The following is a 13,500-nucleotide window of genomic DNA, read 5'->3' as shown; positions in this document are numbered from 1 at the left end:
GCTCCACGCCGTACGCCGCACGCCGCTCGACCAAGGAGGCCGCTGCCATGCCGATGCTGGACCCTCTCGCCGCGATGACGGACGCCTTCACCAGCTTCCTGTTCGGGCGTGTGGAGACCACCCGGCTGCCGGTGCGCACCTCGACCGGGCAGGCGCAGGCGGTCTACCTGCCGACCGCCGCCCCCGGCCTGGGCGACTCCGGGGTGATCATCGGCCGCGAGGTGTACTCGGGCAAGGGCTACATCTACGACCCCTTCCAGCTCTACGGCCAGCAGCTGCCGGCCCCGCACTGGCTGGTGCTCGGCGAGTCGGGCAACGGCAAGTCGGCGCTGGAGAAGACGTACGTGCTGCGGCAGCTGCGGTTCCGCGACCGGCAGGTCGTGGTGCTGGACGCGCAGGGCGAGGACGGCGCGGGCGAGTGGAACCTCATCGCCAAGGCGATGGGCCTGACCCCGATCCGGCTGGACCCGACGGCGGCGCTGGACGGCGGCATCAAGCTCAACCCGCTGGACCCGGCGATCACCGTGACCGGGCAGCTGGCGCTGCTGCGGACCATCATCGAGGTGGCGATGGGCCGCGGCCTGGACGAGCGGTCCGGCTTCGCGCTCAAGATCGCGCACGCCTACGTGGCGGAGACGGTGACGGAACGCCAGCCGATCCTGACCGACATCGTGGAGCGGCTGCGGCACCCGCTGGCGGAGTCCACCGAGGGCATGAACGTCGAGGTGGACGACGTCCGCGCCTGGGGTCTCGACGTGGCGCTGGTGCTCGACCGGCTGGTCGACGGCGACCTGCGCGGGATGTTCGACGGCCCGACGACCGTCGGCATCGACCTGGACTCGCCGCTGATCGTCTTCGACCTGTCGCACATCGACCGGAACTCGATCGCGATGCCGATCCTGATGGCGATCGTCGGGGTCTGGCTGGAGCACACCTGGATCAGGCCGGACCGCGTCAAGCGGATCTTCCTGGTCGAGGAGGCCTGGCACATCATCAACTCGCCTTTCGTGGCGCAGCTGTTCCAGCGGCTGCTGAAGTTCGGCCGGCGGCTCGGCCTGTCGTTCGTCGCGGTGGTGCACCACCTGTCGGACGTGGTCGACGGGGCGGCGGCCAAGGAGGCCGCGGCGATCCTGAAGATGGCCTCGACCCGCACCATCTACGCGCAGAAGGCCGACGAGGCGAGAGCCACCGGCCGGGTGCTCGGGCTGCCGCGCTGGGCGGTGGAGATCATCCCGACGCTCACCCCCGGCATCGCGGTGTGGGACGTCAACGGCAACGTGCAGGTCGTCAAGCACCTGATCACCGAGGCGGAACGGCCGCTGGTCTTCACCGACCGCGCGATGACGGAGTCCTCGCTCGACCACGCGGCCGAAGTGGAGGCCGAGGCGGAGGCGGAGGCCCGCGCCGAGGCGCACGCCGCCGCCCAGGTCGCGCTCGCCAAGCAAATGGCCGACGACGCGGTGGCGTGACGGGGTGGCCGGGCGCAGGAAGGAGCAGCCGGGCGGTCTGCCGGACGGCCTGGTCGTCGGGCTGATCGCGCTGCTGCTGGGCGTGACCCTGATGGTGTGGACGGCGACCGGCGTCGCCGGGCTGCTCTCGCACGGCGGCTGGCCGTCCGCGGTGCACTTCACCCGCACGCCGCGGGCGATGCGCGCGCTGGTGCAGCGGCCGCACGACGTGGCCGCCGCCTGGCCGGGCGCGCCGCGCGGCGAGCTGCCGGGCTCCGGCATGTTCTGGGGGGTGTTCGTCGGCCAGTTCATGGTGCTGGCCGTGGTCGCGGTGTGGGCGCTGAACGCGGTGGCGCGGCTGCGCTCGCGGGGCCTGCGCAAGCCGGCGCCGCCGGTGCTCGAGGAGCTGCCGGTCTCGTCGGTGCCGCGTCCCCGCCGGCGCGGCGCGCCCGCCAGGGCGCCGAGGCCCCGGCGGGACCCGTACGGCGCGTCGGAGCCGCGAGGCGACCAGGACGCGCCGGGCGGCGAGGACCCGCGGGAGGCGGGCGCCGCGAGGGAGGACGACGGGAGCCTGGACGCCTGGTTCCGCACGGTGCCGCGGGCCACGCCGTTCACCACCGCGGACCCGCCGACCACGCAGCTGCCGCCCGCGTTCGCCGGCGCGCCGCCGACCGGGTCCGGCGAGGTGCGGGCGGCGGCGGTCGGCCGCGGCGACCCGCTCCTCGCCGCGCTCGCCGACGGCGAGGTCACCCGCACCTACGCCCTGTTCGCCGACCCCCGCGGCGACAAGGGCAAGCGGATCGTGCAGCCCGCGGTGCTGGCCGCGGCCGGGCCCGTGGTGGTCACCCTCGCCGATCCCGAGACCTACCACCAGACGGTCGGCAACCGCGCCAAGCTCGGCCCGGTGCACGTCTACGACCCCGCGCACGTGCTGGACGTGCCGGGGCGGCTGCGCTGGGCGCCGCACTCGGGCTGCGCGGAGCCGCAGGCGGCGCGGGCCCGGTCGGCCGCGCTGCTCGCCCCGCTGCGCACCGACCGCGCGGACGAGGCGATCGTGCACGACACCGCGGCGACGCTGCTGCGCTGCTGGCTGCACGCGGCCGCGGTGGGCGGGCTGCCGTTCCGGCAGATCCAGCGCTGGGCGGCGGGCGGCACGGCCGCGGGCGAGGCGGTGCGGATCCTGCGCACCGACACCGCGGCGGTCTCCGGCTGGAGCGGCGAGCTGGAGTCGGTGCTGCACGCGCACCCCGAACGGCGTGACGCCGCGCTGGGGTTGATCCGGCGGATCACCGAGCCGCTGAACTCCGTGCACATCCGTGACGCGTGCAGCCCCGGCAGGACCGGTGGCCTCGACTGGGAGTCATTCACCTCGGAACGGGGAACGCTTTACGTGGTGGGCGAGCGGGTCGAGGACCCGCGGACCCGTCCGGGTGCGATGCCGCTGCTCACCGCACTCCTCTCCAGCGTGGTCGAGCACGGCCGGGGCATCGCCGCAGGGTCATCCTCCGGTCGGCTCGACCCACCAATGACCTTCGTGCTGGACGACGTGGCGGCGCTCGCCCCGCTGCCGGCCCTCCCCGAGCTGCTGGCCGAGGGCCATCCGGCGGGCCTGCCCACGCTGGCGGTGCTGCGCTCCCCCGAACAGGCGCTGGCCCGCTGGGGTGCGCCGGTCTGGCAGCACGCCGACTTGCGCCTCGCGCTCGGCGAGGAACCGCCGGCCGTGCCGGACGCGGTCCGCCTGCACTGACCGCTCACGGGGTCGCTCCCGGGGTCGCGGCGGGTGCCGGAGCCGGTGCCGGTGCCGGTCCGTCAGCGCGTGCGGTCCGGCGGCCGCGCCACCGACTCGCGCAGCACGGTGTGCGTGCCCAGCATCCGGCGTTTCTGCGTCACGGGGCCCGACGACGCGGCCGCTTCGGAGAGCGCGAACCGCACCGCCTCCCGGCCGAGTTCGTACGCCGGGATGTTGACCGTGGTCAGCGGCGGGTTGAGGTCCTGGGCGAGGGAGTCGTTGTTGTAGCCGACGAGGGACACGTCCTGCGGGGTGCGCAGGCCGCGTTCGCGCAGCGCGGCCATGGCGCCGGCCGCCGCCTGGTCGTCGCCGGCGAAGACCGCGGTGAACGGCGGCCGGCCCGCGCACGCGTCGAGGATCCGGCGCATCGCGTCGTAGCCGTGCTCGCGGCCCAGGCCGAACCCCTCGACGCGGGCGGCGGACGCCGGCAGGCCGTGGTCGGCCAGCGCCCGCCGGTAGCCGGCGATCCGCGGCTCGACGGTCGAGTAGCCGGGCATCGTGCCCAGGTAGAGGATGTCGCGGTGCCCGGCCGCCAGCAGGTGGCTGACCGCGGCGTAGGCGCCCGCCTCGTTGTCGTACTCGACGACCAGGACGGGCATGTCGGGGCTGGGCACGGGACGGCCGCAGAGCACCAGCCGGGAGCCGGCCGCGGCCAGGCCGTGGGCGTACTCGGTGAGCCGGGCCCGGTAGGGCCCGTCCTCGACGGCGCCGCCGACCAGCACCACGAACTCCGCGCGCTGCTCGCGCATCATCTGCACCAGCGCCAGCTCGCGGGCCTCGTCGCCGCCGTGGCTGCACACCAGGCACAGCCGGCCGCGGGCGGCGGCCTCCTGCTCCACGCCCTGGGCGACGTTGGCGTAGAAGGGGCTGTCGACGCGGCGCACGATGACCGCGATGGTCCTGGGCCCGGTGCCGGCCAGTGCGCGGGCGCGGCCGTCGATGACGTAGTCGAGGTCCTTGACGGCCCGCAGCACCTTGGCGCGGGCGGCCGCGGAGGTCGGGTAGTTGCCGGCCAGCACCCGCGAGACGGTCGCCACCGAGACGCCCGCGCGGTCGGCGACGTCGCGGATGGTGACCCGCCGGCCGCCGGCCGTGGCAGGACCGGTGCCCGGCCCTGGTGAAGTCTCCGCCATTCCCGCCATCTCATGTCCGTCGCGACCGCGCCGCCGCCCAGCGTAGTGGCTGCCGTGCGGGGCGGCGGCGTGTCGGGCAGCGGTCAGTGGGCCGCCGCGTAGGCCTTGCCGTACTCCTCGGCGATCCGGTCCAGGCCGCGGTCGCGCATCTGCCGCACCACGCCGTCCCAGGCGCTGAGCGGCTTGCGGCCGGCGACGATCGCGCCGACGGTGTCGACCCGCAGCTGGTTGATGTCGGCGCCGACCCGGGTGTCGGTCTCCGAGGTGAGGCCGAAGCGCGGGTTGCGGACCAGCATGGGCGCGATCTTCAGCTGCCAGGCGTGGTTGCGTGTGACGGCGTCCGGCCGGCCGGGCAGGTAGAGCACCTGGGGCGCGTCGCACACGTACTTGAACGGCAGGTTGACGTTGTTCTCGACCTGGCCGAGGGCGGTGGGGATCGGGTCGCCGGTGCCGTTGCGGGTGAAGTGGGCGCCCTCCACGCCGAAGTGGGTGAGCTCGTACTCCTTGGTGCCGAACGGCGAGGCCAGGTAGTCCAGCACCCGCAGGATCAGCTTGACCCGCTCGGGCGTGGTCTTCTTCAGCACGGTGTAGCCCCAGGCGCCCTTGGCCCGCTGCATGCCCGGCCTGGCGCCGCCGGACGGGGTGTAGGGGACGGCGGCGTCCAGGGTGAACGCGCCCTTGATGTTGGGGATGCTGGTGGACAGCGCGCCGAAGCCGTCCGGCATCGAGGCGACCGTGCCGTTGTAGAAGGAGGTCTTGCAGTCGACGGTCGAGGTGCCCAGCACGTTCGGCTGGTAGAGGTTCGCCTGCCGGAGCCTGGCCATGAACTCCAGGGCCGCCTTGTACTCGTCGGTGGTGCAGGCGTGCACGAAGGAGCCGCCGTCGAGCTTCCACTCCTGCGGCGCGCCGAAGGCCAGGGTGTGGACGTCCACGCCGAACAGCAGCGCGTTGGAGGAGCCCAGGCCGTACTTCCTGCCGTGGGTGGCGGCCTTGGCGACGGCGGTGAAGTCGTCGGCGGTCCAGCCGTCCTCCATGCCGGCGGCGGTGAACACGTCGCTGTTGATCCACAGGCAGTTGCCCGGCGCGGAACGCTGCACGGGGACCCCGTAGAAGCGGCCGCCGATGTGGCCCATGTCCTTCCACACGTACGGCGGCAGGTTCGCCAGGTTCGGGTACTGCTTGATCGCGTCGCCCGCGAGGTGCTCCGACAGGTCGGTGCACTTGGCCGCGACGAACTCGGCCTCGCGGGGCAGCGTGTGGCCGCCGCCGAGGTTGATGACGTCCGGCAGGTCGTCGCCGGCCATCATGGTGGCCATCTTGGTCATGTAGTCGGAGTCCGGGACCACCGTGAACTCGATGTCCACGCCCAGCGCCTCGTTGACCGCGGCCCAGAACCGGTTGGACGACGCGGGCTTGGGCGGCGTGCCGTAGGTGATCGTCATCACCCTGATCGTCTCGCCGTTGCCGGGCTTGCCGGCGACCGCGCCGACCAGCTTCTCCGGGTACGTCAGATAGCCCGGCTGGATGCCGTCCGCGGTGCCCGGCAGGTCGGCCGCGGGACCGGAGAACGGCACGTACGCGGGCCACGGCGCCAGCGACTTGCCGATGTTGCTGACGTCGTGCTGGGGCGCGGAGGAGCAGGCGGTCAGCAGCGACGGTGCGGCGACGGCGGCGCCACCTGCGGCGATCGAGCGCAGGAGGGTACGCCGCGAGAACGACGAGGTGCTCACGGGGGTCCTTTCCGGGGTCGGGTGGTTCGGCTGGGCGGGTGGTCCGGCTCAGCTCTTGATGGCGCCGGTGAGCACGCCCTTGGTGAAGTACTTCTGCAGGAAGGGGTAGACGAGCAGGATCGGCACGGTGGCCACCACCAGCACCGCCATCTGGATCGTCTGCGGAGCGGCCACCGCGCTCGCGTCCCCGGTGCTGGTGTCCGCCAGCTGCGCGCCGTTGATGACGTACGTGCGGAGCACCTGCTGGAGCGGCCAGTGGCCGGAGTCGAGGTAGATCGACGCGTAGAACCAGGCGTTCCAGTACGAGACGGCGTAGAACAGGCCGACCACCGCCAGCGCCGCCTTGGACAGCGGCAGCACGATGCGGCGCAGGATCAGCCACTCGCTCGCGCCGTCCAGCCGGGCCGCCTCGTGCAGCTCCTCCGGCACCGACTGGAAGAAGCCGCGCAGCACCACCAGGTTGAAGACGTTGACCAGGAACGGCGCGACCAGCGAGGAGTAGCTGTTCAGCAGGTGCATGCTCTTGACGAGCAGGAAGCTCGGGATCATGCCGGGCGGGAAGAGGAAGGTGAACAGGATCAGCAGCAGCATCGGCCTGCCGCCGAACAGGTCCCGCCGGCTGAGCGCGTACGCCAGCCCGATCGTGCAGGCCAGGCTCGCCGCGGTGCCGACCACCGTCACGCCCGCGCTCACCCACAGCGCGTGCCCGACGATTCCGCCGTCGAGGATCTCCTGGTAGGCGCGCAGCGTCGGGTGCTGCGGCCACAGCACCCAGCCGCCGCCCGCCACCACCTCGCGGTTGGACGCGAACGACGTGGAGACGATGATCAGGAACGGCACCAGCACCAGCAGCACCACCACGGTCAGCGCGACCGCCTTCGCCGCCTGCGTGGCCGGCCGCGGCTTCTCCCGCCAGGCCGGGCGCCCGGCCGCCGCGCTCACCGGTACACCCCCTGCTCGCCGAGCCGGTGCGCGACCTTGTTCGCGGCGAACACCAGCAGCGCGCCCACCACGCCCTTGAACAGCCCGGCGGCCGCCGCGTACCCGTAGTCGCCCTGGACCAGGCCGCGCTGCCACACCAGGGTGTCGATGATCTCCGCCGCCTCGGGTCCCACCGAGTCGCGCTGCAGCAGCATCTGCTCGAAGCCGACCGAGAGGATGTCGCCGAGCCGCATGATCAGCAGCAGCACGACGATCGGGCGGATGGCGGGCAGCGTCACGTGCCAGAAGCGCCGCCAGGGGCCCGCGCCGTCGATCGCCGCGGCCTCGTAGCTCTGCTCGTCGACCTGGGCGAGCGCGGCGAGGAAGATGATCGTGCCCCAGCCGCAGTCCTTCCAGATCACCTGCGCGACCACCAGCGGCTTGAACGCCGCCGGGTTGCCGATGACGTCCAGGGTGTGCAGGTGCGCGTCGCCCAGCGCGTGGTTGAGCAGTCCGGTCTCGCCCAGCACCTGCTGGAAGACCGCGACCACGATCACCCAGGACAGGAAGTGCGGCAGGTACGCCACCGACTGCACGAACCGCCGCACCGAGTCCCTGGTCAGGCTGTGCAGCAGCATCGCCAGCGCGATCGGCACCGGGAAGTAGAAGACCAGCTGGAGCAGGGCTATCCACAGGGTGTTGACGACCGCGTGCCAGAACGCGGAGTCCCGCAGGACCGCCTGGAAGTTCGCCGGCCCCACCCACTGGCTGGCCCACAGCCCGTCGAAGGGCACGTAGTCCTTGAACGCGATGACGTTGCCGGCCAGCGCGCCGTAGTGGAAGAGCAGGAAGTACGCCACGCCGGGCAGCATCATCGCCAGCAGAGCGGCGTCCCGGCGAAACCGTTTGCTGCGCGAACCGGGGCCGCCGCGGCCCTTCCCGGTCGGATCTCCGGACGCGCCCGCCGCACCTGTCCGGCGGGTGGCGTCCCGTTGGGCAATCGCCATCGCGTCCTCCTCGACGCTCCAAGGTGGCTCGGAACCTAAACCGGTTACTACGACAGGTCAACCCCTCGCGCGGCGACAGCCCCATCCGTTCAGCCCCCGAATCCCCCGGCGAGCCGCAGGACACGGGCGCGGGAGCGTTGACGCCGGGCAGACGCCCACCTAATCTCCGTGCAGAGAGAAGTAACCGATTACAGCCACCGGCGGCAGCCCCTGGTGACAGCCACCGAGGGCAGCCGGCGGTGACGGCAGTGAGGGGCAGACATGGCGGAGCGGCAGAAGCTGGTGCTGGCGATGCGCCCGGACATCCTGGACCTCGTCCTGCCCGCCCCGCTGCGCGCCCGGCTCGACGCCCTCGTGGACGTCCACCCCGAGCCCGTCACCGACTGGGACGGCTGCGACCGGCTCGCCACCGCCGACCTGCTGCTCACCGGCTGGGGCTGCCCGCCACTGGACGCCGCCGCCCTCGACCGCGCGCCCCGGCTCGCCGCCGTCGTCCACGCCGCCGGCACCGTCAAGGGACACGTCGGACCCGAGGTCTGGCAGCGCGGCATCGCCGTCTCCTCCGCCGCGGACGCCAACGCGGCCCCCGTCATCGAGTTCACCCTCGCCACCGTCTGGCTCGCCGCACGCCGCACCCTCGGCGTCAGCGCCGCCTACCGCCGCGGCGTGCTGCCCACCTACGGCGACCGGCGCGGCGCCGACGGCGCGGTCGTCGGCGTCATCGGCGCCTCCCGGATCGGCCGCGGTGTCATCGCCCGGCTGCTCGCCGCACCCGCCGGCTTCCGGGTGCTGCTCGCCGACCCCTACGTCGGCGCGGACGAGGCCGCCGCCCTCGGCGTCGAGGCCACCGACCTCGACGACCTGTGCCGCCGCAGCGACATCGTCACCGTGCACGCCCCCGACCTGCCCGAGACCCACCACCTGCTCGACGCCCGCCGGCTCGCGCTGCTGCCCGACGGCGCCGCCGTGATCAACACCGCCCGCGGCCGCCTCGTCGACACCGACGCCCTCACCCTGGAGTGCGCCGCCGGCCGCGTCGACGCCTACCTCGACGTCACCGAGCCCGAACCGCTGCCCGCCGGCCACCCCCTCTACGGGCTGCGCAACGTCCTGCTCACCCCGCACATCGCCGGCTGCCAGGGCACGGAAGTACGCCGCCTGGGCGCGTACGCCGTCGACGAGGTCGCACGCTGGATCCAGGGCGAGCCGCTGCGCGGCGCCGTCCACGCCGACGATCTGGCGCGCATCGCCTGAATCCGCATACTGAGCGGAGGACGCGGCCCCATGCCGCGCGGGGCGGGGGGACGCAGCCGTGATATCCGAACCCGAGATGACCGGCGGATCGCAGATCGAGCCGGCGCCGATCCCGGCGCAGCGCACCGCGCCCGGAGCCGGCAGCCGCGGCGGACGACGCGGCGGACGCGCCGCGGGAACCGGCGCGCGAGGCCCCGCCCCGGACGGTTCCGCCCCGGACGAGCGCGGCGAGGACAAGCACGGCGCAGCCGACCCCGGCGCGGAGGACCCCGGCCGCGAGGTGATCGGCGCCGACGGGCCGCCGGCGCGCCACCTGCCACGGCACTGGGTCTGGGCGCTCACCGCCACCGCCGCCAGCTGCGCCCTGTGGGCCGCCGCCCTCGCCGTCTGGAACCCCACCCACCGCGACACCCCCGACCTGCACGGCTACACGCTGTCCTACAGCCCGTGCGCGCGCGGCGCGCTCGCCCCGCTCATCGGCGCCTCCCCGTCCAGCACCTACACCGAACCGGCCACCTTCTCCCACGGCCCGGCGCTCGACCGGGCCGAGTGCACCGCGGGCACCCTCGACGCCACCGACACCCAGGGCGCCTCCGCCACCTCGCTCGTCACGGTCGACGTCGAACTCCACAAGAGGACCGACCCCCGCCCCGAGTTCGAGGACCAGCGCGCGATCGGCCTGGGCACGCACCTGCACGCCGACAAGGTCACCCACGTCCCCGGCCTCGGCGACGACGCCTACCTGCTGCTGGTGGAACCGGCCAGACTCCAGCTGAAAGTGGTGCACGGCGGCGCCGTCATCGAGATCGGCCTCGCCGTGTCGGGCACCGTCACCGCCACACCCGGCCTGGGCGACACCGGCGGATCGCTCGTCGGCATGGGCGCCCAGCCGAACCTCGACCAGTACGGGCCCCGGCTGATCGCCGCCGCCCGCACCGTCATGGCCGACCTGGCCTCCGGCTGAACCCGCTCAGCTCTCCCGCCCGCCGTGCAGCGACTGGGGCATGCCGAACACCGGCAGCAGCCTCGTGTCGGGGAACCGCGTCACCGCCGACACCTGGTCCCCGCGCAACGTCAGCACCAGCAGCCCGTGCGCGTACGGCGCCCCCTCCGGGTCGCAGACGTACGTGGCGAACGCCGGCTGGCCGTTGGCCCGCGTCGGCAGCAGCACGAAGGTGCGTCCCTCCTGCATCGCCACCGCCGACAGGAAGTTCCTGGCCGCCGCGATCCCCTGGTACTCCAGCGGCACCGGCGGCATCGTCAGCCACGCGTCGTCGGTGAGCAGCGCCACCACCGCGTCGACGTCGCCGCGCTCGAAAGCGCGCGCGAAACCGTCCACGATCCGCCGCTCCCGCGAGGACCCCGGCAGCGGCGCCTCCTCCAGGTCCGCCCCGGGCAGCTCCCCCGCCACCGCGGCCCGCGCCCGCTTCAACGCGCTGGTCACCGCGCTCTCGCTGGTCGCCAGCATCTCCGCGACCTCGGCCGCCCGGAACCCCAGCACCTCCCGCAGCACCAGGACCGCCCGCTGCGTCGCCGGCAGCTGCTGCAGAGCCACCATGAACGCCAGCGACACCGACTCCCGCATCTCGTACCGCGCCTCGGGCCCCGGCGCGCCGTCCGGCACCCCGTCCAGCAGCGCGTCCGGGTACGGCTCCAGCCACAGCGGCTCGGCCCGCTCCCGCGTCGCCTCCGGCAGCGGCGGCTTGCCGTTGCGGCCCGGAACGGCCGCCGGCCGCCGCGCACCGTCGCGCAGCGCGTTCAGGCAGCGGTTCGTCGCGATCCGGTACAGCCACGTCCGCACCGAGGCCCGCCCCTCGTACCCGCCCAGCCCCCGCCACGCCGCGAGCAGCGTCTCCTGCAACAGGTCCTCGGCGTCCTGCACGGACCCCACCATGCGGTAGCAGTGCACTTGCAGCTCGGTGCGGTACGGGTCGGTGAGCCGCCGGAATGCCTCACCGTCACCCGCGCGGGCGCGTACCAGCGTCTCCTCCGTGCGCGCCGGGTCCTGTGCCTCGGTCCGTGTCGCTTCCATACCGGCCCCCGTTGTTCGGTCCGTCCCCGGGGCCGCGGCGTGCGCTTCCCGCGGGGACCCGCCGTCCCGTGGGAGCGTCGGCTCCCGCGTCTGTACAGACACCGGCCGAGCCAGGAACTGGGCGCTCGGCCGGTCTTTTCCTCCGCCCAGTTTCCCCCACTCGCGGTGTCCGTACCACCGTCAGCACGAACAGAGCTCAGGAGGAACCAGCGTGACCAGTACCGAGCCGGCCCCCACGGGGCAGGCGACCACCGCCCAGCGATGGGTCCTGGCACTGACGGCCGTCGGATCGTTCATGGTGATCCTCGACATGCTCGTCGTGGCCACGGCCCTCACCGCGATCCAGCGCGATCTGCACGCTTCCATGGCCGACCTCGAATGGACGGTCAACGCTTACACACTCAGCTTCGCCGTCCTGCTGATGACGGCCGCCGGGCTCGGCGACCGCTACGGCCGCCGGCAGATGTTCACCATCGGGCTCGCCCTCTTCTCCCTCGCCTCCGTGGCATGCGCCCTGGCTCCGAACGTCGGGGCGCTCGTCGCCGCCCGCGCCGTCCAGGGCATCGGCGCCGCCGCCGTCATGCCGCTCGCTCTCGGCCTGCTCAACGCCGCCTTCCCGCCGGAGCGCCGCGGCTGGGCCCTCGGCATCTTCGGCAGCGTCACCGGCCTCGCCGCCGCGCTCGGCCCGATCATCGGCGGCTCCCTCACCCAGGGCCTGGCCTGGCAGTGGATCTTCTGGCTCAACGTGCCGGTGGGTATCGTCGCCATTCCCCTGGTGTTCAAGCACATCCCGGAGAGCCGCGGCCCCGCCGCGTCCCTCGACATCCCCGGTCTGCTGCTCTTCACCCCCGCGGCCGTCGGCCTGGTCTGGGCGCTGGTCCGCTCCGACGCGGCCGGCTGGGGCAGCGCCGAGGTGCTCGGCGCCCTCGGTGCGGGCGTCGTCCTCACCGCCGCGTTCCTACGGCGCGAGGCCGTGGCCCGCGCCCCGATGCTCCCGCTGCGGCTGTTCCGCTCCCGCGCCTTCTCCGCCGGCAACACGATCATCTTCCTGCTCAACGCGACCATGACCGGCGCCATCTTCTTCATGACCCAGTACCAGCAGGTCGCCCTGGGCCACGGCCCGCTCGCCGCCGGACTGCGGCTGCTGCCCTGGGGCCTGCCTCCGCTGCTCCTGGCCACGCGCTCCGGCGCGCTGGCCGACAAGCTCGGCGAGAAGCCCCTGGTCCTCGGCGGCATGCTGCTGCAGGCCGTCGGCATGGGCTGGATCGCCATCATCGCCACCGGCGACGCCCCGTACTGGCAGTTCCTGGTGCCCATGGCGCTGGGCGGCGTGGGCTTCACCTTCGCCATCCCCGCGGTCACCAAGGCCGTCATCAGCTCGGGCGCCCGCGAGGACATCGGCAAGGCGTCCGGCGCCTACAGCACCATGCGCCAGCTCGGCGGGGCCTTCGGCGTCGCGGTGCTGTCCGCGTCGTTCAGCGCCCGGGGCTCGTACCTCTCCCCGGACGACTTCAGCAAGGGCGTCCGCGTCGCCTTCGCGGTGGCCGGCGGTATGGCCCTCGCCGGTGCGGCGACCGCCTGGGCCCTCCCGGGCCGCCGCCCCGCCCCCGCGCCCACCGTCACCCCTGCCGGCGCGCCAGAGCCCACTCGAACTCGGTGAGACCCGCATCCAGCGGAGACGCCATGCTCTTCCCGGTCGGCAGGAACCCCAGCCGGCGATAGAAGGACTGCGCTCGCGGGTTCTTCTCGTGAACCCACAGATGCAGGTGATCCGCACGGTCCCAGGTCCACGCGATGGCAGCCGCGAACAGCTTCTCGGCAACGCCGGAACCGCGGACCTGGGGCCGCAGATACACCGCGTTGACGCTGTAGTAGTCAGGCCGCTCGACCACCACCACGACCATGCCGACCCACTCCTGGACGTCGGTGGCGACCGCCACGAACTGCTGGGCGCCCACCCCCGAGGAGCGCTGCCGCCACTGGTCGTCGCTCATCGCCGACTCCTCGGCGTAGGTCCGGGCGAACGCCACCGGCGCCACCGGGTCCTGGAGCGCGCTGAGCCGCAGCTCCCGGCTCCTCTCCCACTCCGCCGGCGCCACCGGCCGTATCTCGTACCGCATGACCCGACCGTACAACGCAGAAAGGCCCGGGTCCCCCGAATTAATCGGGGGACCCGGGCCTCTAAA

Annotated in this window: 11 protein-coding genes; 5 read left to right on the top strand and 6 right to left on the bottom strand. The window is 73.5% G+C overall.

Going from position 1 to position 13,500, the window contains the following annotated elements:
• Positions 1 to 53 precede the first annotated feature (53 nt).
• Both V2S66_RS27490 and V2S66_RS27485 read left to right on the top strand, forming a co-directional pair.
• Positions 54 to 1,469 (top strand): ATP-binding protein, encoded by a 1,416-nt coding sequence (locus tag V2S66_RS27490; RefSeq protein WP_330799459.1) that lies wholly within the window; start codon positions 54 to 56, stop codon positions 1,467 to 1,469.
• 4 nt (positions 1,470 to 1,473) lie between these two features.
• Positions 1,474 to 3,195: a type VI secretion protein gene (locus tag V2S66_RS27485; RefSeq protein ID WP_330799404.1), complete on the top strand. Its 1,722-nt coding sequence runs from the start codon at positions 1,474 to 1,476 to the stop codon at positions 3,193 to 3,195.
• Between the two features lie 62 nt (positions 3,196 to 3,257).
• On the opposite strand, the gene V2S66_RS27480 is transcribed toward V2S66_RS27485, so the two are convergent.
• The 4 genes from V2S66_RS27480 to V2S66_RS27465 form a co-directional block, all read right to left on the bottom strand.
• Complete coding sequence (locus V2S66_RS27480; RefSeq protein WP_330799403.1) at positions 3,258 to 4,370, bottom strand: LacI family DNA-binding transcriptional regulator; 1,113 nt, start codon at positions 4,368 to 4,370, stop codon at positions 3,258 to 3,260.
• Between the two features lie 83 nt (positions 4,371 to 4,453).
• A complete protein-coding gene (locus V2S66_RS27475) occupies positions 4,454 to 6,100 on the bottom strand; it encodes an extracellular solute-binding protein (protein WP_330799402.1) in 1,647 nt (548 codons plus the stop codon).
• A 48-nt stretch (positions 6,101 to 6,148) separates the two neighbouring features.
• Complete coding sequence (locus tag V2S66_RS27470) at positions 6,149 to 7,042, bottom strand: carbohydrate ABC transporter permease (RefSeq protein WP_330799401.1); 894 nt, start codon at positions 7,040 to 7,042, stop codon at positions 6,149 to 6,151.
• Positions 7,039 to 8,028: an ABC transporter permease gene (locus tag V2S66_RS27465; RefSeq protein ID WP_413966495.1), complete on the bottom strand. Its 990-nt coding sequence runs from the start codon at positions 8,026 to 8,028 to the stop codon at positions 7,039 to 7,041. The genes V2S66_RS27470 and V2S66_RS27465 overlap by 4 nt, the downstream gene beginning before the upstream one ends.
• A gap of 261 nt (positions 8,029 to 8,289) precedes the next feature.
• Between V2S66_RS27465 and V2S66_RS27460 the strand changes: the two genes are divergently transcribed.
• On the top strand, positions 8,290 to 9,282 hold the full coding sequence (locus V2S66_RS27460) for a hydroxyacid dehydrogenase (RefSeq protein WP_330799400.1): 993 nt from the start codon (positions 8,290 to 8,292) through the stop codon (positions 9,280 to 9,282).
• A 58-nt stretch (positions 9,283 to 9,340) separates the two neighbouring features.
• Positions 9,341 to 10,246: a hypothetical protein gene (locus V2S66_RS27455; protein ID WP_330799399.1), complete on the top strand. Its 906-nt coding sequence runs from the start codon at positions 9,341 to 9,343 to the stop codon at positions 10,244 to 10,246.
• 6 nt (positions 10,247 to 10,252) lie between these two features.
• Here V2S66_RS27455 and V2S66_RS27450 read toward each other — a convergent pair whose 3' ends face one another.
• The gene (locus V2S66_RS27450; RefSeq protein WP_330799398.1) at positions 10,253 to 11,314 is read right to left on the bottom strand and encodes a sigma-70 family RNA polymerase sigma factor; all 1,062 of its coding nucleotides are present in this window, start codon (positions 11,312 to 11,314) and stop codon (positions 10,253 to 10,255) included.
• Between the two features lie 211 nt (positions 11,315 to 11,525).
• On the opposite strand from V2S66_RS27450, the gene V2S66_RS27445 reads away from it, so the two are divergent.
• On the top strand, positions 11,526 to 12,974 hold the full coding sequence (locus tag V2S66_RS27445) for an MFS transporter (protein ID WP_330799397.1): 1,449 nt from the start codon (positions 11,526 to 11,528) through the stop codon (positions 12,972 to 12,974).
• On the opposite strand, the gene V2S66_RS27440 is transcribed toward V2S66_RS27445, so the two are convergent.
• Positions 12,934 to 13,434, bottom strand: coding sequence for a GNAT family N-acetyltransferase (locus tag V2S66_RS27440; RefSeq protein ID WP_330799396.1), 501 nt, complete (start codon positions 13,432 to 13,434; stop codon positions 12,934 to 12,936). The genes V2S66_RS27445 and V2S66_RS27440 overlap by 41 nt on opposite strands.
• Between the last annotated feature and the right edge of the window lie 66 nt (positions 13,435 to 13,500).

The organism is Actinacidiphila polyblastidii (genome assembly GCF_036353415.1).
GTDB classification, from domain to species: domain Bacteria; phylum Actinomycetota; class Actinomycetes; order Streptomycetales; family Streptomycetaceae; genus Actinacidiphila; species Actinacidiphila polyblastidii.
This window is presented reverse-complemented; position numbering and strand designations above follow the sequence as displayed.